This window comes from Flagellimonas olearia (genome assembly GCF_004150225.1).
Lineage (GTDB): Bacteria > Bacteroidota > Bacteroidia > Flavobacteriales > Flavobacteriaceae > Flagellimonas > Flagellimonas olearia.
Map to the genome: position 1 here is coordinate 233517 of NZ_ML142910.1, position 22423 is coordinate 255939.

Annotated in this window: 18 protein-coding genes; 9 read left to right on the forward strand and 9 right to left on the reverse strand. The window is 38.9% G+C overall.

What is annotated here, in order from left to right; genetic code table 11:
* Positions 1-2: 2 nt before the first annotated feature.
* The 4 genes from DN53_RS11625 to DN53_RS11640 all read right to left on the reverse strand — a co-directional run bounded on the left by DN53_RS11625 (position 3) and on the right by DN53_RS11640 (position 3454).
* Positions 3-1094 carry a sensor histidine kinase gene (locus DN53_RS11625; protein ID WP_129654446.1) on the reverse strand — a complete coding sequence of 364 codons (1092 nt, stop codon included), beginning with the start codon at positions 1092-1094 and terminating at the stop codon, positions 3-5.
* Between the two features lie 72 nt (positions 1095-1166).
* Entirely contained in the window at positions 1167-1409 is a 243-nt protein-coding gene (locus tag DN53_RS11630) for a hypothetical protein (RefSeq protein WP_129654447.1), read from the reverse strand.
* A gap of 73 nt (positions 1410-1482) precedes the next feature.
* Entirely contained in the window at positions 1483-2187 is a 705-nt protein-coding gene (locus DN53_RS11635; RefSeq protein ID WP_129654448.1) for a response regulator transcription factor, read from the reverse strand.
* Positions 2180-3454 carry a sensor histidine kinase gene (locus DN53_RS11640; RefSeq protein WP_129654449.1) on the reverse strand — a complete coding sequence of 425 codons (1275 nt, stop codon included), beginning with the start codon at positions 3452-3454 and terminating at the stop codon, positions 2180-2182. Before DN53_RS11640 ends, DN53_RS11635 begins: the two co-directional genes overlap by 8 nt.
* Before the next feature lie 301 nt (positions 3455-3755).
* Here DN53_RS11640 and DN53_RS11645 point away from each other — a divergent pair, with 301 nt between their 5' ends.
* On the forward strand, positions 3756-4499 hold the full coding sequence (locus DN53_RS11645; protein WP_129654450.1) for a tyrosine-protein phosphatase: 744 nt from the start codon (positions 3756-3758) through the stop codon (positions 4497-4499).
* A 5-nt stretch (positions 4500-4504) separates the two neighbouring features.
* Here DN53_RS11645 and DN53_RS11650 read toward each other — a convergent pair whose 3' ends face one another.
* From DN53_RS11650 to DN53_RS11665, 4 genes are read right to left on the reverse strand one after another with little or no spacing between them, the layout of a single operon-like run.
* Positions 4505-6865 (reverse strand): GumC family protein, encoded by a 2361-nt coding sequence (locus DN53_RS11650; RefSeq protein ID WP_313790138.1) that lies wholly within the window; start codon positions 6863-6865, stop codon positions 4505-4507.
* Between the two features lie 51 nt (positions 6866-6916).
* Positions 6917-7654, reverse strand: a complete 738-nt coding sequence (locus DN53_RS11655; protein ID WP_242502125.1) for a polysaccharide biosynthesis/export family protein — start codon at positions 7652-7654, stop codon at positions 6917-6919.
* A gap of 44 nt (positions 7655-7698) precedes the next feature.
* Positions 7699-9630 (reverse strand): polysaccharide biosynthesis protein, encoded by a 1932-nt coding sequence (locus tag DN53_RS11660; protein WP_129654452.1) that lies wholly within the window; start codon positions 9628-9630, stop codon positions 7699-7701.
* A complete protein-coding gene (locus DN53_RS11665) occupies positions 9627-10760 on the reverse strand; it encodes a DegT/DnrJ/EryC1/StrS family aminotransferase (RefSeq protein ID WP_129654453.1) in 1134 nt (377 codons plus the stop codon). Before DN53_RS11665 ends, DN53_RS11660 begins: the two co-directional genes overlap by 4 nt.
* A gap of 408 nt (positions 10761-11168) precedes the next feature.
* Between DN53_RS11665 and DN53_RS11670 the strand changes: the two genes are divergently transcribed.
* The 4 genes from DN53_RS11670 to asnB all read left to right on the forward strand — a co-directional run bounded on the left by DN53_RS11670 (position 11169) and on the right by asnB (position 15700).
* Positions 11169-12044: a UbiA prenyltransferase family protein gene (locus tag DN53_RS11670; protein WP_129654454.1), complete on the forward strand. Its 876-nt coding sequence runs from the start codon at positions 11169-11171 to the stop codon at positions 12042-12044.
* A 358-nt stretch (positions 12045-12402) separates the two neighbouring features.
* Positions 12403-13209, forward strand: a complete 807-nt coding sequence (locus tag DN53_RS11675) for a hypothetical protein (protein WP_129654455.1) — start codon at positions 12403-12405, stop codon at positions 13207-13209.
* Positions 13210-13225: 16 nt separating this feature from the next.
* Entirely contained in the window at positions 13226-13870 is a 645-nt protein-coding gene (locus tag DN53_RS11680; protein WP_129654456.1) for an HAD-IB family phosphatase, read from the forward strand.
* A 24-nt stretch (positions 13871-13894) separates the two neighbouring features.
* On the forward strand, positions 13895-15700 hold the full coding sequence (asnB, locus tag DN53_RS11685) for an asparagine synthase (glutamine-hydrolyzing) (RefSeq protein ID WP_129654457.1): 1806 nt from the start codon (positions 13895-13897) through the stop codon (positions 15698-15700).
* Between the two features lie 39 nt (positions 15701-15739).
* Here asnB and DN53_RS11690 read toward each other — a convergent pair whose 3' ends face one another.
* The gene (locus tag DN53_RS11690; RefSeq protein ID WP_207211116.1) at positions 15740-17251 is read right to left on the reverse strand and encodes a pectate lyase family protein; all 1512 of its coding nucleotides are present in this window, start codon (positions 17249-17251) and stop codon (positions 15740-15742) included.
* Positions 17252-17639: 388 nt separating this feature from the next.
* On the opposite strand from DN53_RS11690, the gene DN53_RS11695 reads away from it, so the two are divergent.
* The 4 genes from DN53_RS11695 to DN53_RS11710 all read left to right on the forward strand — a co-directional run bounded on the left by DN53_RS11695 (position 17640) and on the right by DN53_RS11710 (position 22403).
* The gene (locus DN53_RS11695; RefSeq protein WP_129654459.1) at positions 17640-18674 is read left to right on the forward strand and encodes an NAD-dependent epimerase; all 1035 of its coding nucleotides are present in this window, start codon (positions 17640-17642) and stop codon (positions 18672-18674) included.
* A 106-nt stretch (positions 18675-18780) separates the two neighbouring features.
* The gene (locus DN53_RS11700; protein WP_129654460.1) at positions 18781-19779 is read left to right on the forward strand and encodes an SDR family oxidoreductase; all 999 of its coding nucleotides are present in this window, start codon (positions 18781-18783) and stop codon (positions 19777-19779) included.
* Between the two features lie 12 nt (positions 19780-19791).
* Positions 19792-21120 (forward strand): UDP-glucose dehydrogenase family protein, encoded by a 1329-nt coding sequence (locus DN53_RS11705; RefSeq protein WP_129654461.1) that lies wholly within the window; start codon positions 19792-19794, stop codon positions 21118-21120.
* A 5-nt stretch (positions 21121-21125) separates the two neighbouring features.
* On the forward strand, positions 21126-22403 hold the full coding sequence (locus DN53_RS11710; protein ID WP_129654462.1) for a nucleotide sugar dehydrogenase: 1278 nt from the start codon (positions 21126-21128) through the stop codon (positions 22401-22403).
* The last annotated feature ends 20 nt before the right edge of the window (positions 22404-22423 follow it).

The window sequence follows — 22423 nt, forward strand, 5'->3', positions numbered from 1 at the left end:
TTTTATAGTTTGGGAAATTCTATGGTAAAGATAGTGCCACTGGGGCTATTGGGCATATGTTTGATGGTGCCTTGATGGCTTTTTACAATACCGTGCACCACACTTAATCCCAATCCACTACCCTCTCCCACGGGTTTGGTCGTAAAAAAGGGGTCGAAAACTTTATTCGCCATGTCCTCAGGTATGCCAATTCCCTCATCCGAAATCTTAAGGACCACCGTTTCTTGATGTTCACAGACGGCTACCACTATCTTACCCTTCGGAGGGGAAAAATACAGGGCATTCACAATAAGGTTAAAAAGTACCTGCGTCAACTGGATCTTATCAATCTTTAGGGTGATGTTTTCCTGACTGACCTCCAATTCGCAACTCACCTCATTTCTGCTGAGTGTGGTGCCTAAAAGGTCAATGGCGTCCTTAATAATGGGTACTATGTTGACCCTGGCCCTCTCCTGAGGCATTTCGCAGGCAAAAAACATCAGCTTTTTGACCACTTCCCTAGAGAATATGGCGTTGGAGATGATCTTGTCCAGATCCTTTTCTGCATCAGCGTCACCTTCAATCCGTTCCCGCAACAATTCGGCAAAGCCTAAAATATTGGCCAATGGTGTATTCAGCTCATGGGCAATCCCTGCTGTAATCTCCCCAAGAATACGCAGGCGGTCTGCTTGCTCTACCTGTCTACGGATATCCACTTGGTTTTCCTTGATTTCCTTACGTTCCAAGAGATTTCCCACTTCAAGACACACATTGTCCAAAAGCCGTTGTTCCTCTATAAGAAAATCGGACTGTGTGTATTTGGATGAAGGGTACCCTACCCTGATAAAACCTTCTTGCTCATTAAAAACCTTGATGGAGGACTGCAAAAAGACAGATTTCCCCATTTCTTCATCTGTTTTAATGTTCAACGATGAAGTCTGTAACTCCACAAGGGCATCGGCATCAAATTGCCAGGCACGCTGAAGACAATGGGCTATTGCCCGCAATACCTCTTCAATTTGCTCATAGTCGCAATTTACGATCAAAGACGTTACCTCATACAAACAGGTCAATTCCTTAATCCGTTCCCTTAATTTTTCTTCAGCAGTATGCAAAGCTTTCTCTTTGTTTGCAAATTACTAATTTCCTATCTACAAAATGGAAGGGTACTATAAACGGAAGTGTAGTTAATCTGTGGTTATTGAACTTAATTTTTGGATTTCATCGTCAGCTGCCAAAATGAGGCCCTTTAAATAGGATGAGTCCTTTTTGGGACATTGCTGTGTCAATTGGAATTTGGAACTTTCTATAAGTCTTTGGCAATAGGCAATTTGTTCATTGACCGGCAACTTTGAAATGGTTTGCTTAAAAAGTTCATCCAAATGGGCCAATGGTGTTTTTTTTGATTCGCTACGTAAAAATTTAAACATTTAACTAAAATGGTTGGTTGGATTATCCAGAGAAATCCACAAAAACCGGGCCATGACTTTAAAATAGAAAAGATTATTTCCTTTCTTCCACGCGGAGCATAAATCCTCTCCTGCTTACATTCACAATACTTATTCTGGGATCTTTGCCCAAATGTTTTCGCAAATGTGAGATGAAAACGTTGAGGCTCTTTTTGTTAAAGTAGTCGTTCTTATCCCAAATGGTGGTCAGGATTTCCTTGTGTGTGCAAAGTTGGTTCATATTTATCGCCAGTAAAGATAAAAGGTCAAACTCCTTACCTGTAAGTTTTATCTCCTCATCTTTATATCTCAGACTAAATCTATCCGTGTCCAAGGTGTAATCGCCTATTTGATAACTGGATACTTGCCCTTCCTCTGGTTGTGTACTTGACAAACGGGATAAAAGCGCATGGATCCTTACCACCAGCTCCTCTTCATCAATGGGTTTCTTCAGGTAATCCACAGCACCTAGGGAAAACCCTTTCAACACATCTATTTTTAAGGATCGTGCGGTTAGAAAAATAAAGGGAAGCTGGGGGTTTATGCTTTTAATCTTTTGGGATAGTTCAAAACCGTCCATATCTGGCAACATTACATCCAAAACGGCCAAATCAAACACATTGGCGTTGACTTTTAAGAGTGCATCTTTGGCATCCTTGGCCCATGAGACCGTAAAGCCTTTCATCCCCAAATACTCCGAAAGCAAATACCCCAAGGAGGCATCGTCTTCCACCAAAATCAATTTATACGTGTTATCCATTTTTTGTTAGGTTAAAAGAAAGCGTGAACGTAGTCCCCTTTCCCAATTCACTATCCACCTTAATATGACCATGGTGCATCCGCACAATTTTTTGCACGTAGGACAAACCAATACCATGCCCCTTTACTTTGTGTAGGCCACCATTTTGCACCCTATAGTATTTTCTAAAAATCCGTTTTCGTTCCTTTTCTGAAATACCTTGTCCATTATCTGAAATGGCAATGGTCAACTTCCTTCGATGCACATGGGCCTTTAGCCGTACTTTGGGGTCGTCCGAATACTTTTTGGCGTTTTCCAATAGGTTGAGAATGGCGTTTTCCAAATGGAATTTTTCCAAGCGCATATGATACGGACCTTCTTCCAATTGATATTCAAAATCCGTATTCTCATACTGTGCAAGCATTTTAAAATCCTCACATATCCGGTTAAGCTCAGGCCTAAAATCCAATTCGGTGAACTGCATCAGTTTTTTCCCCGATTCCAAGCTAGCCAACTCCAAGACCTTATCTATGTGCTGTTTGAGTCTATCTGTTTCTCTACGAATAAGCTCCAAGACCGGTTTTTTATCCTCCGGAAGACCATCTTCCAGTATTTTGCTTGCCAAGCCTATGGAAAATACCGGGGTCTTGAGTTCATGGGTAAGATTGTTTATAAAATCGTTGGTGGTGGTAATGATACTGCTCTGCCAATAAAAAGATCGCAACACCCAAAACACTACCACTATAATAGCCAAAAGGAATAACAGCCCTGGAATGGTAAGACCATTCAGCTGACGGTAGAAATACGTATTGATATCCTCAAAGCCCAGCTCCAAGATTACTTCCTTTTGTAGATGTTCGGGAAGATACCCTTCAATCTTTATAGGATAGGTGAGTATGTCCTTGCCCTTTACATGTGGCTTTTGAGAACTAAGGTATTGCGTGGAGTCCCTAGCGTACAAGGCATACGTAAAAGGAGCGTCTATCCCCGACACGCCCAGTTGATAGGATATGTAATCATTCAGGTAAAACTGTGAGGCTCTTTCCAGACTGTCCAAACCGATTCTCACTTCAGAAGTATCCTTGGTTATGGCATTGGCAAGGGTATAGGAAAGCGTATTGAACTCGGAAAGTTCCTCATTGATATGACTTCTTGCTTCGTCTATTTTTTTTGAAAACTGTACCCGGGCCAAGCCCAACCCTACCTTCAAATATTGATACTGTACCACCAAAAGTCCAATGACAGAGACCACAAAAACAACAACATATACGTTTCTCTTTGTCAGCATATTGCGAAATAAGTAAAAAAACACCAGCAATTTACCCATTGGTTAAGTAGATTAATCTTTCATTAATCTTTTTGTTTTTTTGTTAATCCCAAGTTACTGGACAAGTCCTTATTTTTACCCTTGAGTTTAGTTAATAAAGAATTAAGTAGTGTAACTTTTTCCGAAAAACACTGAAGAGGTCAATCCATTGGATTGGCCTTTTTAATTGTACCCTTTTCTTTATTTAATCTCTTCTTTTATAGGGAAAGGTTTGTGTAGCCTGTTTCACATATCCCTTATATTTGTTTTCCAAATTTTAAGCATGTTTCATTTTTTTCAAAAAAAATACTTCTTGGCCGATTATCTGCATGGCTTGGTGGACATACATAACCATATCCTCCCCGGTATAGATGATGGGGCCGGCACCATAAAAGATTCCATTGATTTACTGAATGGCTTTTCTGAGCTGGGTATTACAACTTTTGTGTGCACTCCCCATATCATGCACAATCATTACGACAATACCCCCAGCACCATACATGCGGCCCATAAATTGCTTGAGAATGAGATAATATCCAAGCAAATGGCCAATATTTCGCTTGAACCGGCGGCTGAGCACATGGTTGATGACAATTTTGAAAATTTACTGGAACGTGGGCAGGTCATGGCCCTTAAAAAAGAATATCTTTTGATAGAGATGTCCTACCTACAGCCTTCGCTGAATTTTAACGAGGCCATTGATAAGATAGCCCTGCACAACTATTTCCCAATCTTTGCCCATCCCGAACGCTATATATATTACCATAGAAAGTACAAAATCTACCCTTCCTTAAAGCGACAAGGAATTTTGTTTCAGTTGAATCTTCAGTCGCTTAGCCCACTTGCCTATGGGAAAGAGGTTCAAAAAACGGCCTTGAAACTATTGAGCGATGGGTTGATCGACTATGTGGGTTCGGATGTTCATAACATTAGGCAATTATCCCTCATTAAGGAAACCAAGATATCCAGAAGCAACCTAAACCTTTTACTTCCGATCATTGAAAATACGATACAGACCTTTTATTGATATGATTAACCAAAATTCCACCACTTTTTAACGGTCTTCCCGTATCCGTAGCCATATTTACCCCCATATCCTAAATTGGTCTGCTTCACATTGTTGACTACAAAGGAGAGATTCTTGAGCTTCCCTTCCTTTTTGAGTTTTAAAGGGAAATCAAGGACTTTTGTTTCCGTAGCACCTGCTTTGACCACATACAGCATTTGGTTGGCATACTCACTAATCAAAAGCGTGTCCGTAACCACCATAAGAGGCGCAGTATCCACAACAACATAATCATAAAGTTCAGATACTTCTTCGAACAACTCTTTCATTCTATCGTTCATTAGCAATTCTGTAGGATTAGGTGGTATTTTACCTGAATATACCAAATCTACATTGCCATACAGATCTTGTGCAGGATTAACGATATCCTTTAAATGTACACCTGAATTGCTTAAATACTCCGTCAGTCCCATTTTCACTTCCCTTTTGGGCTTAAAATCAGGGGCATCAAGGTCTCCTGAAAAAAACGTATACAATTTTGGGTTCCTAATATCCGCTCCTATAAGCAGAACCTTTTTTCCTGTATTGGCAAAGATACTTGCCAAGTTGGAGGATATCAAGGTCTTTCCTTCTCCAGGGACGCTGGAAGTAACAAAGATAATATTGGCTTTTTCAGTTTTTCCCTTGGACTTATGGATATAGTCCAAGTTGGTCCTTAAAATCCTTAGGGATTCCGCAAGTACGGAGCGGTCTTCTTTTTTAACCAATTTACTGGCTTTCTTTCCAATTTTTGGGATTTCGGCGAGTACTGGGATATCTCCTACAATTTTTTCCAAATCTAGTTTATTGTGCAATTTGTTGTCCAACAAATCCCTAGTATAGATAATGGAAAAAGGTATCAGGAGACCTGCCATGATCGCTGCCAAATAAACAAATTTGGGCTTTGGTGAAACAGGAAGGTTGAGACCATATGCAGAATCCACTATTTTGGACTTTGGCGCGGCCGAGGCAAAAGTAATCTGGGACTCCTCTCTTTTTTGCAGCAAATAAAGATAAAGGGATTCCGTTGTTTGCTGCTGCCTTGAAATATCCCTCAAAGCTCTTTCATTACTCGGTGCAGCATATATTCTTGAATTAATCTGAGACAACTGTTTGCTCAAACTGTTTACCTGTAAATCAAGATTGTTGGTAACGTTGTTCAAGCTGGATTGCATCCCTCTTTTCAGATCCTCAAGCTGTTGGTCCAATTTTCGAATAACTGGGTTCTTCTCGTTGGAGCTTTCCAGCAATCTATTTCTTTGGGCTACCAATTCATTGTACTTTTGAGCAGCATTGGCTATTCCTGCATCATTTAACCCTACATTGGTGGGTATTATGTCATAGCCCTCCTGATCGCTGATTAAATCTTTCATGGAACTGGCAATATTCAACTGAATGCTGGTCTCCTGTAATTGTCGCTCACTTGCCGCACTTTGGCTGAAATTTACATTGGATTGAGATCCAAGATCTGCAATACCTCTACTTTCTTTAAAAGATTCCGCAGTTTGGTCAACCGATGAAAGACTACTGTAAATTTCAGTTATCCTATCATTTATAAACTTTGTGGTGCGGTCCGCAATATTTTTCTTGTCTGCAACAGCATTGGAGTTATTCGTTAAAATAAGTTCATTGATAACATCCACGGCTCTTTTTTGAATTGGGTCGACCAAGGCAATATTTATAATATTGGAATACTCTGCTGCAGGGCTAACACTTATCTTTTGTCTGTAGCCATCTGCAACATTTGGAATTGGGCTTATGACAACCTTGAGCCGATTACCTTTGTATGTATCAAGAAATTCACCATCCGGTACAAGGATTATACTACCAATTTTTGTCTTGACCCTGGAGCCAAAATCATATTTCTTAAAAGGGGCGTCCTCTTCTTCCCCATATTCAAATGAAGTATCTGAATTAAGATTTACAAAAAAACTATGTTCGGATTTATTGACAATGGAATCGGGAGATATAAAATTAATGCTAAAAGGGAAGTTTCCTCCATACAATTCGCTATTTCGAATATTCCCTACAACAAAATACCTCACATTGAGTTTAAGCTTTTTTACAACTTGGGTTAAATTACCCCGGGATTTAAGAATTTCAATTTCATCCTCAATCTGTGTCTTTCCACCCGAAAAAACATCCAAATCCTGAAGAACGCTCAATTCTGAAGATGTTCCCTTATTTTCTATTATTTGAATTTTGGCCGATGCCTTATATTGTGGAGTACTATACCTTAAATAGGCATAGGCCAACAAAATCAAAATAAATACACTAAGACCAAACCACTTCCAATGTTTTAAATATGAGTCTAAAAGGCCCTTTAAATCCAATTCCATTTTATTCATCTACTTCGAGAGTATATAATATATAACTATCAGAAAAATCAATTATTATGATTAATTTCTTGTCAACAACACAACCGTGGAGGTAATCAATACAGAAAGAATCGATACAGCAATGGAAGCCCTTTGGTCCAAGTTGGACTGTGTTTTCCCTGATTTGTTGGGTTCCACATACACCACATCGTTTTGGGTAAGATAATATACTGGGGATTTTAAAGCTTCCTTACTATTAAGGTTTATCCTATTATATACTTTGGCTCCATCGAAATCCCTGAGCACCATTACATTGTCACGTCTACCTTTAATGGTAATGTCCCCAGCCAATCCCAATGCCTCCATAATGCTTATTTTCTCCCCGTTGACCGGATATGTTCCTGGTCTACTAACAGCTCCCATAACTGTAACCGTAAAGTTTCTTATCCGTATATTGATGATAGGGTCTTTAAGGTAATCCGCAAGTTTTTCTCGAAGAAGCTCTTTTGTTTCACTCGGAGAAAGCCCTTCAATCTTCACCTTCCCAATAACAGGAAAATCAATCTCCCCATTTTTATCCACCAAATAGTTAACTTGTTCCGCACGTATCCCCCCCTCTTCCGCACCTCTAAATAGATTGAAGGGAGCACTAGCCTCGGCGTCTAAAGTTGATATGTGGATACTCACCAAATCATCTACCTTAAATTTACTTGTAAAGGAATCATCATCCACCAAAGTTTCAAATTGGTTCGCATCTTGAAAATAAACCACATCCTTAGAAGGTGTACACGAAAAGACAAGACATACCATCGCAAGCATGTATGCAATATTTATTTTTTTATACATGAAGATATACTTTTAGTTTAGTTGTTAAGTTGATGTAAGGGTTCTTCTTTTGTATTCTTCTTTTTGTCCAATTTACAAAAATCGGAATTGTTGGATATATATTCTGGCACAATTCTTTTCATAAGTTGTACCACGTTATCCTTAAAGAACAGATTGGATATGCAAAGTTCATCGATCATTGTCCTAGTTTGGATATAGTCAATCTCCCTAACCTTACTGATCATTATCTTATCATGATAGGTAGGTAAAGTATTCTCACCATTGGCCAAAAGTTCTTCATACAATTTTTCACCTGGACGTAGTCCGGTTATCTTAATGTCAATATCATCCGGGTAATGAAGACCGGAAAGTCTGATCATATTCTTTGCCAAGTCCATAATTTTAACGGACTCTCCCATGTCAAAGATGAATATTTCCCCACCTTTACCCATGGCACCGGCTTCAAGTACCAATTGGGATGCTTCCGGAATGGTCATAAAATAACGAGTGATATCCTTGTGGGTAACCGTAAGGGGACCACCCTTTTCAATCTGTTTTCTGAAAAGTGGAATGACCGACCCATTGGATCCAAGAACGTTTCCAAACCGGGTAGTGATAAACTTGGTTTTTCCCTCCTGCTGTCTACTGCTAATATACATTTCTGCAATACGTTTGGTAGCCCCCATGATATTTGTTGGGTTAACAGCTTTATCCGTTGACACAAATACAAATTTCTCAACATTATATTCCACGGAAAGATCCACAATGGTCTTGGTACCAGCAACGTTTATCTTAACAGCCTCATACGGATTCTGTTCCATAAGTGGCACGTGTTTATAGGCTGCAGCATGGAAAATCCTATCCGGTCTATGCTCTTCAAAGAGAACCCGCATTTTATTCTTATCCCTGATATCACCTACCAAGGGAACAAAATTAAAGAAACCGGCCTGTTTCAATTCTTGCTGAAGATCGTATAATGCTGATTCCGCTTGATCTATTACAATTAAAGATCGGTAATTGTACTTACAGATTTGCCTTACCAATTCACTTCCTATTGAACCTGCCCCACCTGTGACCATGATCACCTTGTCTTCAAAATCCCTTTCAACCTTACTGTTCTTGATTTCAATTGGTGGTCTGTCCAAAAGGTCTTCAATCTGTACCCTTTTAATCTGTGAGACCTTTAGTTCCCCATTGATCCAATCCTCTACGGGGGGTACAATCTTCACCTTGACCGGAAGATCCACAATCTCGTTGACCAGTACACGTAATTGCTTTGGACTTATACTTTGTATGGAAAAAATAACCTCGGCAATATTATTGAACCTGATAAAATCCTTGGTAAGAATAGACTTATCGTAAACCTTAACCCCATTGATCTGTTTACCTACCTTCTGTTGGTTGCTATCCACAAAGCCGATAACCTTTGCTCTAACCTTTGAATGGTTGGTCAATGTATTGTATGCAATAATTCCTGATTCCCCTGCTCCATATATCAAAAGGTTTTTGGTAGGGGCCTCGTTGCTGCTCAACAGACTTTCATAACATATCTTGAAAACATATCTTGATGAGGTCAGTGTTATGAACGTAAGTAGACTATTGATAATGATGATTGACAATGGTATAGTAAACCCATCCATAAAATCCATGGACCTATTAACGAGCACAACCGCTATTGCCCCGATACTGGCCATACATGTGGCGTTGAAAATAGCATAGACATCCTTGATTCCCGTATGCCTTACCACACCTTTGTAGCTTCCTGACATCAAAAAGGACAAAAAGAACAAAACAACCACAATGGGCAATTGGGTCCATAGTTTTTGAACATCAAAACCAAAGCTCAAATTAAATCGGATAAAATATGCCAATATAAACGAAACCGCTACAATGCACAGGTCAATGAACAATACCGTCCATTTGGAAGCATAATGCCTACGATTGACAAACAACAAGTATTTTCTTATCATTTTAGTTCGTTTTTAATGATATTGCAAATTCTCTCCAAGTCATCCTCATCCAAGTTTGAACCACTGGGCAAGCATAGCCCCTTGTCAAAAAGATGTTCACTGACACCATTCACATAACTTGGATTCTCCTGAAAAACGGGTTGCAAATGCATCGGTTTCCATAACGGTCTGGATTCAATGTTCTCCTCCAAAAGGGCCAATCTAATTCTTTCCCGGTCTTCAAAGGACTGGGTAAGGATACAGGTAAGCCATCTATTGGATAGGCATCCTTTTGGCTCATCCAAAAACTGAATGCCTGAAACATCCGATAAATGATTTTTGTAATACTCGAAATTCTTTCTCCTGGCAAGCACCCTATCTTCCAAAACTTCCATTTGACCTCGCCCTATGCCAGCCAATACATTACTCATCCTATAGTTGTAACCTACGGTTGAATGCTGATAGTGCGGTGCGTTGTCCCTAGCCTGGGTAGCCAAAAAAATGGCCTTTTCCTTGGCCTCTTTATCTTTACTTAGCAAAGCACCTCCACCTGATGTGGTTATTATCTTGTTGCCATTGAATGACAAGATTCCAAAATCCCCAAAACTACCACATTTAATTCCTTTGTAGATGCTTCCAAGGGCTTCAGCACTATCTTCTACAACAGGGATATTGTATTTTTTGGAAATATCCTGAATCTCTTGGGCTTTGTAAGGCATGCCGTATAAGTGTACAGCAACAATTGCTTTGGGTGTTTTTCCCAATTTTATCCTGTCCAATATGGCAACTTCCAAAAGTTCAGGGCTAATGTTCCAAGTATCTTCTTCGCTGTCAACAAAGATTGGGGTCGCTCCCAAATATGTAATAGGATTTGCCGAGGCCGAAAAAGTAAAGCTTTGGCACAAAACCTCATCGCCATTGCCAACCCCCAAAAGCTCAAGGGCAAGATGAATTGCCGCGGTCCCGGAACTCAGACAAGCCGCATTTACCTCGTTACCAATAAATTCGGATATAGATTCTTCAAAAAGTTGAACATTGGGACCTAAAGGAGCAATCCAATTGGTTTCAAAAGCTTCCTTTACATAGTTTTCCTCATTATGCCCCATGTGGGGCGAGGATAACCAAATTTTTTTCAAAGTAGTAGTTTCCATTTCAGTTTTGGGTTGATATAAGTAGGTGTGATTATAACTTTAATCAGGATAAAAGTAACAGTAAAATTTAGCTGTTGCCCCTTTTCCACTTACTATTCGCCCAAGATGAAAAAAAATCGATTAAGTGTTGATTCCATCCATCCGATCAACCCCTATTTTAGGGTGAGTACATTCAAAAAAATGCTCAAGCAAGGTAGTTCAACAACTTATTGGATCAACTTACCATTAAAAACATTTCCTTGGTTTAAAGAATATCAAATATTCCTGGAAAGTAAAATCTTACGACCTAAATCCGACTTCCATTCCTGTATTACCATTCTTTTTATCGAGTTTACCCGTATTTCGTCTTTGTAATGTTTACATTAGGAACCCTGTTGTTTTCTTTGCATCCAAACCTCAGGTCAACAAATGATCAAACAAATATTAAAACTTATTCGGGTACACCACTGGGTTAAAAATCTAGCGATTTTTCTTCCCGTTTTTTTCTCTGGAAGACTCCTCGAAGTATTGTTTGATCATAGTATTTATAAGGCCATCATTCTTTTCTTTGCATTTTCCCTTACCAGTTCGCTGATATATATATTAAACGATGCGCTTGACGTAGAGAAGGATCGATTACACCCAGAAAAAAAGAACCGCCCCTTGGCCAGCGGTTATTTTTCCATAAAACAGGCAGTGGCAATTGCCTTGTTTCTTTTTGTTCTTTCGGTATCTCTTATTTATTCGCTGGATGATTCTAAATGGTTTGTCATAGGATATTTTGTCCTGAATGTTTTATATGCCTTCATTTTAAAAAACATAGCAATAATTGATGTCATTTGCATAAGTATCGGGTTTTTGATAAGAATTCTTGCCGGTGGGCTTATACTAGGTATTGTTGTGAGCAAGTGGATGATAATCATTGTTTTTCTTTTGAGTATGTCCATTGGTTTTGCAAAGCGCAGGGATGATCTAACGATTCAGAATGGGGTTACCTTGAGGAAATCACAAAGCGGATACACAACGGCTTTTATAGACATTGCCAAAAGTATTTGTTTTTCGGTGACCCTTATGGCCTATATTTTGTACACAATTTCTGAAGAAGTCATAGCCCGAGTAGGAACCGACAAGCTATATATCACATCATTACCCGTATTTATAGGTATCATGAGATATTTACAAATTTCTTTGGTTGAGAACAAATCGGGGTCACCCATAAAGATCTTAAGTAGAGATGTTTTTCTGCAGGCAACCTTATTGGTCTGGCTGATGCTCTTTGCTTACTTTATCTATTTTCAAAAATAATTTACCCCTCCCAATGGAATCCCAAAACTGGCATAACATATACAAATACGGACTTTACACATTTTTTGTCTTCTTGTTTTGCTGGATTGGATACCATACCTATCAATTCATAGAGACCAGTCATGGATTTATTCTTGGGGACTGGTTGGTTAATTACCATGACGGAGGGTTTAAAAGAAGAGGGCTCACGGGAAGTCTATTCTTCATGATTCAAGATGTTACGGGGTTAAGACTAAAAACGATTGTCTTTATTGGACAAATGGTTTTATATTTTCTGTTTTTTGTTCTATTCGTCAAGATAATACAAAAGAAAAAAGTAACCTTACTATTCGTTTCCCTTATATTTTCACCGTTAACCTTGCTTTTTTTCATAAATGACATCCATATTGTAGGACGCAAAGAGATTATTTTATTTGTCATATTCGCATTCTTTGTCCATTTGCTCAGCAAAGACCAATTCAAGGGCTTTAAAGAATATTTGGTCTATGCTTTACTTTTTGTAGGGGTTTTATTTCATGAAATCTTCATTTTTTATGCCCCATACTTTGTGCTTACCCTATGGCTTTTCAATAAGAAGGTAGACTATTGGAAGGGAGCCCGCCTCTATTTGTCCGTCCTTATACCCACCTGTATAGTTTTCTTTTTTGGCAAGGCCATCAACGAAGGAGAATCATTGAATATCTTAAAACAAAGGGGGATAGAGTTCGGAAGTGGACAACTTAGCATATTTGACTTTTCCAATGACCTGCTATCCAGTATAGATCGGTATTTGGAAACTCCATGGGGGTACTCCCTCTATTCAGTATCCCTTATACTAGGACTGTTGCATGTATACTATTATCTACGTAAAGAACATCCTTCCGAGTCAAAAAGAATACTATGGAGCTTCCTGCTATTGATCGGGTATTCCTTGCCACTTTTTATTCTGGTATGTGATTGGGGAAGATGGATCCAGATTCATTTTGTCTTACTATTATTGGTGCTGGCCACTTTATTACCAACAAAAACCAAAGAATCCGTAATAAAAAAGACCAGCCTCCCCGTATGGAAATATAGCTTGGCCGTTATGTACATTATTTTGCTGTTGACTTGGAGGGTGTACCACTTTAAAAATGGTTTTGTCCTAGATGGGTTTCTTACATATTTATTTAACAAAATAGTATAGTTATTTCTGTTACCAAATGGAGGACACCAATACAAATAGCAACCATATTGCGGTTTTTGACCTGGACGGGACCATTACCTCAAAGGATACCTATTTAGAGTTCATTAAATATGTAAACGGCACTTTCCGGTTTTATTTAGGTTTGGTGGCCTTGTCTCCTTATGTTATTCTTTTCTATTTGGGAATTATTAAAAACCAAAGACTCAAAGAACTCTTTTTTTCTTATTATCTATCCAATCATGGTTATAAGGAAATTGAAAAAAAGGGTCAGGAATTTTCAGAAAAAGTACTCCCTTCGCTATGTCGTGAATCTGCCTCTATTGTTCTATCTTGGCATACCGTAAAAAAGCATGACATTATGATCTTGACCGCCTCTTCGGGGTTATGGCTAAAAAAATGGTGCGATTCAAAGGGGTATATTCTAATAGGTACCGAATTTGAAAGGACAGATGACCGATTTACGGGTAGCATAGATGGTCTAAACTGCTATGGAAATCAGAAAAGAAGTCTTTTAGAAAATTATCTTAAAGGTAAAAAATATAGCTACACCTATGGATATGGGGATAGGGCATCGGACCGTTATTTTCTAGAATTGGTGGATGAACCATATTTAATGGCCCTAACCCCAAAAAATGTAACCGAGTACTGGAATAAACAATAATCGCAATTAAGAAACCTAAGTTATATGTGCGGTATCTATTTGACCAACATACAATACGATGACACTACTGTCAAGCAAAAACTGAATTCAATTTCCTTTCGGGGACCTGATCATACTGGCATAAAAAAAGTGAATCAAGTAACATTGGGACACTTGCGCCTATCCATATTGGATCTTGACCCCAGGTCAAATCAACCTATGGCTGAAGACCACCTCGAAATTGTATTTAATGGTGAAATCTATAATTATAAAGATCTTAAGGCAGACCTAGCCAAAATCGGGTATAACTTTAACACCGAGAGTGATACCGAAGTGCTCCTTTTGGGCTATAAAGAATGGGGTAAGGATATTCTATCAAGAATCAATGGTATGTTTGCTTTTTCCATTTATGATTCGTTGAACAACACTATTTTCAGTGCTAGGGACAGACTTGGTGTAAAACCGTTTTACTATTATTGGAAGGAGGGCAATTTAGAAATCTGCAGCCAAATCAGACCTCTTCTTGAAAGTAAAAAAATAAGTGATGAGGCCATATCCATATTCTTGGATTGCATGTTCATCCCAAGCCCCTATACTATTGCTGAAGATGTTTTTAAATTACCTCCAGGAAACTACATGGAGGTTAATCTGAACACCGGCGATTTAAAAGTTTCAGAATATTGGAACCTCAAGGATGTGGCTATCCGGAAAATTGATTATGACCAGGCCAAGAAGGAGTTGCATGAACTTTTAAAAGATGCCGTAAAGATTCGATTACAATCCGATGTCCCAATTGGCTCATTCCTGTCCGGGGGAATAGATTCGGCATTGGTATCCAGTATAGCATCTGAAGTTTCGGATAAACCAATAAACACCTTTTCCATTGGATTCGAGGAGGCTGATTTCGATGAAAGTAAAATTGCAGAAAAATATGCTGAAATTATTGGCGCCAACCATAAGACCACTATTTGCAAGCCAAATGATATCCTTAAACTGGTACCAAAGCTCATCTCTGTATACGATGAGCCTTTTGCGGACAGTTCTGCCCTACCCTCCTTGCTGCTGAATTCAGTTACCAAACAATATGTAACCGTGGCTCTTTCAGGAGATGGAGGGGATGAGAGTTTCTTGGGCTACCCTTATTTTGATTCTTTGGTTAGAAATAGGTTCATTATGGACATCCCTTATCCGTTGAGAAAAATGCTATCCCACCCAAAGCTCCTAGGTCTAGCGGGACTAAATACACATAGAGTTAGAAATGCCCTAGGCACAAAAACAAGAAACGATTTTATTGAAAACATATTTTCTCGAAAAGGCTTCTTACTGAAGGAAAAGAGACAAGGGTATATGAAATATTACCAAGGCTATAAAAAATGGTCAAGGGACTTTCTACAAAAAGCAGCGGACCTTAATATTAAACTTTGGTTGGAAAACGATAGCAATGTCAAGGTCGATAGAGCCAGTATGGCATATTCTGTGGAGGTTAGAAGTCCTTTTTTGGATTACCGTGTCATTGAATACGCAAGGTCGTTACCTGTTTCATTTAGGTATCAAAAAGGCAATCAAAAAAGAATACTAAGGGATATTCTAAAGGAATATATTCCAGAAGAGGTTTTCAATCAACCTAAAAAAGGGTTTGCCGTTCCCATAGGAAAATGGATGCGGAATGAGCTGAGAGATGAATTTTTATCCACGCTCAACGATCAAGCCTTGAACAGCATACCCAATTTTAAATCGAATATGTTTAAAAAGATGTTGTCCGATCATATGGATGGCAAAGTCGATCATACTGCCAATATATGGAAAGTATATGTACTTTGTAAATGGACCAATGAGTTCAACACAAATTGATTGAAAGAGGGGAGATTTTGTTTTTTTAAGCAATATAGCTTAGTCAACATCAACTAAATTCAGAAATTCCTCAAGGTCGGAATACCCATCGCCATCATGGTCCTCTTTACCATTTCTGGATAAATCTCCAAATTTACTTCTTTCCCACACGTCTGGCATACCATCGAAGTCTGTGTCATAATCATAACTCCTAGAGTTGATTGGATTTGAACTTATTCCACCTAAGAAATTAATATACCTCTGCTCAAAATAGAAACTCCTGTCCGATCCATTGTTTCCGGTAGTGTAAGGTTCATATGACCCCTCACCCCCTGCAACGACCTCAAGATATTCTCTGTCATTAGCATCAGGGCTATACACAATGGTTCCATTTCCATTTAGGGATGCATTTGCACCAACATCAGGATTGTTAACAATCTCTTCGTAGGCTTCACGTGCAGTCTTGATTGGCATCGGAGGCCCTAGAATTTCATAGGGAGTATCTACAAACTCACTGGCAGGCGCGTAATCTGTTTGTACCCCTGCATCAAACTCAACCCAAAGTTGTCTGTTATCGGCATCAGGGTCAGGGAACAATCCTTTGTCAACGATATTCCCTGCTGTATATATTTGATTATCATGCCATGAGTTTAGGGCATTCACATTCTTTTGACCTGTTCCCAAGGAGTTTCTTCCTCCGGCACAGTAATAATTGTTGATTTGGTTTAGTTTAATGTCCCCATTAACAAATGACAATCTAAATTTCCAGTTCTGGATTACATTATTGATATGGTCCACCCTTCCATTACTCCCAGAGTTGGGAAGCCTATGGGATACATTATAAAATAGATTGTTGATAAAACTATTGTCTTGACTAAAATGATGGTCTTGGCTATCACCAAATAAAGCACCGGTCTTACTTTCGGCTATCAATCCTTTTTGAAAGGTAACATACCGACTCTCGTTACCTCGTATAACAAAGGCCTGCAACCCCCCATAGGAGATGCTCATATGGTCAAACATCAGGTTACGTGCCACTCCCCTATTGCCATAGACATCCAATGCAACACTGGGAGAGTCTTTCATTCTTATTCTAATATACCGGATGATGATGTTCTCAACCTCATCGAACAAGAACCTTGAGTAGTTGGTAGTAGTAATGGTAATACCGCCAACAGGTGCCGTCTGGCCGGCAATGGTCAAATCTCTACCTGTAACAGTAAGCCATGAGGTAAGTTCAATGGTTCCTGACACGTCAAAAACTATGGTGGCTGGTCTTGGTTGACCCAACGCCCATCTAAAACTACCTTCACCAGAATTGTTCAGGTTGGTAACGTGGTAAACATTGCCTCCTCTACCACCAGTTGCATAGGCTCCTGCCCCATATGCGGTTGGAAATGCCTTTAATTCAGAAGAAATAACATCATCTTTATTGGCCGAATCATCACCTGAACCATCGGGTTGCTCCTGCCCACCTTCGCCAGAGTTTCCCCCTCCGATATTATCATCGATTTCTTCACTGATTGATTCATAAAATATATCGGAATCCTTTGAACAAGAATTAAAAGTCAAAAATAAAACAAGTAAAAGCAACATTTGGCAAAAGGCTAAAAATGATTTTGTCATGGGTATAGGGATATTGGGGTTCAAAATTAGTGTATAAAAAATTTTTTTAGATAAAATGTTTTAATTATTCGATGAAATGCAGCCACTAGGGCTGTTTTTAGATTTATTTGATACTCTGACTTGTACGTTTGGTTAACGCCCTAGGATTTCGCCTTAACTTTGATTTAACAGATTATATTCTTTTAATCGATGAAATACACCTTTTGTTAACAACTAAGACTTCTTTTGCATCCATCTTTAGACGAAAGAAACAAACCCATAAATATTTTCTTCACAATAAAAACCGTAGAATTAGGATTAGTCTTATCATATTTGCAATACAAACCTTTTATCCATGAAAATATTAGTGACTGGTGCAGCAGGATTTATCGGTTACCATGTTTCAAAAATGCTGCTTCAAGAGGGTCATCAAGTTGTAGGTTTGGACAACATAAATTCCTATTATGATGTTGACCTAAAATATGCTCGTCTCCATGAACTGGGAATTAAAAAGGAAGATTCGCATTCTTTTTCAAGTATCAATGCAAGCACAAAATATGGCTTTGAGTTTAGGTTTGTGCGAATGAATTTGGAAGACCGTGAAGCTTTGCCCAAATTATTTATTTCCGAAAAATTTGATGTAGTATGTAATCTAGCCGCCCAAGCAGGTGTCAGATATAGTATTGAAAATCCCGAGACCTATGTGGATAGTAACATTACAGGGTTTCTCAACATTTTGGAATGCTGTAGGAACCATAAGGTAAGTAAATTGGTATATGCAAGCAGTTCCAGCGTATATGGTCTATCTAAAAAAATTCCTTTCTCAGTAACTGATTGCGTTGATCAGCCTATCAGTCTCTATGCTGCCACCAAGAAGAGTAATGAACTTATGGCCCACACTTACAGCCATTTATTTCAAATACCAACTATAGGACTGCGTTTTTTTACGGTATATGGACCATGGGGCAGACCCGATATGGCAATGTTCCTCTTCACAGATGCCATAATACACAATAAACCTTTGAAAATCTTTAACCACGGTATAATGGAACGCGACTTTACCTATATCGACGATATCGTCAAAGGTGTGGTCAAGATCATTGAAAAACCTGTTACGGACAAAATTGACCCACAAAACTTGTATAAGATTTACAATATTGGCAATAATAAGTCAGTTAAACTGTTAGATTTTATTGAAGAAATTGAACGGAATCTGAAAAAAGAGGGTAGAAAAGAGATGCTTCCCATGCAGCTTGGAGATGTTCCAAAAACTTGGGCCAATGTTGACGATCTCATTAAAGATTATGATTACCGCCCAAATACTTCAATCAAGGAAGGAGTGGGCAAGTTTATAGAATGGTACAAATCCTATTTTAAAATAGGTCTATAGTACCGCTGGTAAGAAGTTCACTTAACGATTATATATTGTAATTCATAGCAAAATTTAATTTAAACCAATTTTAGCTTTGCATCTTTACAACTGAAATAAATTATAAATGGATATTAGAGGGTTAAATTTAAACAGTGATTATCATATTTTAGTTACCGGAGGTGCCGGGTTCATTGGTTCCAATTTGTGTGAAGCACTAATAAAAAATGGGAATAAAGTGACTTGCTTGGACAATTTTGCGACAGGTCACAAAAAAAATATACAACATTTGCTTTCCAATCCAAACTTTACGTTAAAGGAAGGCGATATCAGAAATATTGAAGACTGTAAAGATGCATGTAAGACGGTAGATTATGTTTTACATCAAGCGGCGTTGGGTTCAGTCCCAAGATCAATAAATGACCCTATTACGAGCAACGAAGTCAATGTAGGTGGCTTTTTAAATATGCTGGTTGCCTCCAAGGATTCCAACGTAAAACGATTTGTATATGCCGCAAGTTCATCAACCTATGGCGATTCGGAAAGTATGCCCAAAGTTGAGGATGTCATAGGAAAGCCCCTTTCCCCCTATGCTATTACAAAGTATGTGAATGAACTGTATGCCGATATTTTCAACAAGGTTTATGGCTTGGAAACCATTGGATTGCGCTACTTCAATGTTTTTGGGAGGAAACAAGATCCCAATGGAGCATATGCCGCCGTAATACCGAAATTTGTAATGACGCTGATGAATCATGAATCTCCCAATATCAATGGCGATGGTACCTATTCCAGGGACTTCACCTATATTGACAATGTAATAGAGATGAATGTGAGGTCAATTGTGTCCAACAACAACAAAGCCATCAATACGGTATACAATACCGCGTACGGGGAAAGAACCAACCTCAATGAGCTAGTGGCCCTGTTGAAAAAGTATTTAAGTAATTTTGACCCCGAAATATCCAATATTGAAGTTACATATGGGCCTATTAGAAAAGGTGATGTCCCCCATTCACTGGCCTCTATTGAAAAAGCAAGGACACTATTGGGATACAACCCTCAATATAGCATAGAAGCCGGCCTCAAAGAAGCCGTGGACTGGTATTGGGAAAACCTTAAATAAAAAACACAGAGAATGAATTTAACCGTTATTGGAACCGGCTATGTAGGCTTGGTAAGTGGTACCTGTTTTGCCGAAATGGGAAACACCGTAACATGTATTGATGTTGATACCCAAAAAATTGAAAAATTAAAGCAAGGGGTAATCCCGATTTACGAACCAGGTCTTGAACCTATGGTTGCCCGCAACATTTATAATAAAACTTTAAGTTTCAGTACGAGCCTTAAAGATCATTTGCACAATACGGACATTGCATTTATTGCTGTTGGCACACCTATGGGAGAAGATGGGTCTGCAGATTTAAAGTATGTACTGCAGGTCGCCAAAGAAATTGGTGAGTACATGACCACCCCCCTTGTTGTTGTCAATAAGTCCACAGTTCCTGTAGGAACCGCGGATAAAGTAAAAGCCACCATCAATAAAGAACTTGAAAATAGAGGAGAGAAAATTGAATTCCATGTGGTCTCAAATCCAGAATTTTTAAAGGAAGGGGATGCCATTAACGACTTCATGAAGCCGGACAGAGTGGTGATTGGGTCAGACAATGTGGAGGCAGAAGAAAAATTACGGGCATTATATGCCCCCTTCTTTCGAAGTAGCACTGATCGCCTGATCACTATGGATGTACGTTCCGCCGAAATGACCAAATATGTTGCCAATGCCATGTTGGCTACAAAGATTTCATTCATGAACGAAATTGCAAACATTTGTGAATTGGTGGATGCCGATGTCAACAAAGTTAGAATTGGAATCGGGTCTGACAGTAGAATTGGTTATAGCTTCATTTACCCTGGCAGTGGATATGGCGGTTCATGCTTTCCAAAGGATGTAAAAGCCCTAAAAAGAACCGCGGCGGAAAATGGATATACCGCAAATCTAATAGAAGCGGTTGAGAACGTAAACGACAAGCAAAAATTGGTCATTGCCAAAAAGGTTGTTTCCAGATTTGGTGAAGACCTGAAAGGAAAAACCTTTGCGATATGGGGTCTTGCCTTTAAACCGGAAACAGATGATATGCGTGAGGCACCTTCCATCTATGTTATAAACCATCTCACCCAAAAAGGAGCCAAGATACAGGCCTATGATCCCAAAGCAAGAGAGGAGGCCGAGAGTTTCTATTTAAAAGGAAATAAAAACGTTACATATTTTAACTCTAAATATGAAACTCTTGAAAATGCCGATGCAATGATTCTCTTGACTGAATGGAAAGAGTTTAGATCCCCAGATTTTGAGGAATTGAAAAAACAACTGAAACAACCCATAATTTTTGATGGTCGTAATCAGTACAACCATACAACACTTTCTAAAAAAGGCTTTGAATATTTTCAAATAGGAAAAAAATAATATCTATGAATACAACTAGAATTGCAGTAATTGGACTTGGTTATGTAGGTTTGCCCTTGGCTCGCCTTTTTGCCACAAAATATCCTGTAATAGGCTTTGACATCAATCAGGGACGTATACAAGAATTACAATCAGGGGTGGACAGCACTCTTGAGGTCAGTAATGAAGACCTGCAGAGTGTAATCAAAGAAAGTGCCCCTGAAGGCCAAGGCCTTTTTTGTTCAAACGACATAGACCAAATAAAAGACTGTAATTATTACATCATTACCGTCCCCACCCCAATAGACAAAAATAACAGGCCCGATTTGACCCCTCTATATAAATCCAGTGAAACGGTTGGAAAGGTCCTGAAAAAAGGGGATATCGTTGTTTACGAATCCACAGTATATCCAGGAGTAACGGAAGATGAATGTATTCCCGTATTGGAAAAGGTGAGCGGTCTGAAATTCAATGAAGACTTCTATGCTGGATATTCCCCAGAAAGAATCAATCCAGGAGATAAACTGCATACAGTTGAGAAAATTCTGAAAGTAACCTCTGGATCAACACCCGAGATTGGAAAAAAAATCGACGCATTGTATGCGGAAGTCATTACCGCTGGAACACATTTAGCCCCCACCATTAAAGTAGCGGAAGCTGCCAAGGTAATAGAAAATTCACAACGCGATATAAACATTGCTTTTGTAAACGAACTGGCCAAGATATTTAATCTAATGGATATTGACACTCATTCCGTGTTGGAAGCTGCTGGTACCAAATGGAACTTTTTACCATTCAAACCTGGATTGGTAGGTGGCCATTGCATTGGTGTGGACCCTTATTACCTTGCGCAAAAAGCCCAAGAAGTTGGATATCATCCAGAAATTATATTAGCCGGACGGAGAGTCAATGATAGTATGGGCAAATATGTGGCTACGGAAATCATCAAACTAATGGTGAAAAATGACATTCGAATCAAGGACGCTCGCATTCTAGCATTAGGCATAACTTTTAAGGAAAACTGCCCCGATGTAAGAAACACCAAAGCCGTTGATGTAATCAAGGATTTACAAACTTACGGTACAGATGTAATGATCTACGATCCTTGGGCCAAACCTGAGGATGTAAAAAAAGAATACGACCTAACCACAACCCAAGAAATGCCCAATGGAACATTTGATGCCATTGTACTTAACGTTTCCCATAAAGAATTCACTGATTTAAATCTAAAAGACCTTTTAAATCCAGATGGTATTATTTATGATGTAAAAGGGGTTGCCAAAGAATATAATGGACGCTTATAGGGTATTGGCCGAAATAATAG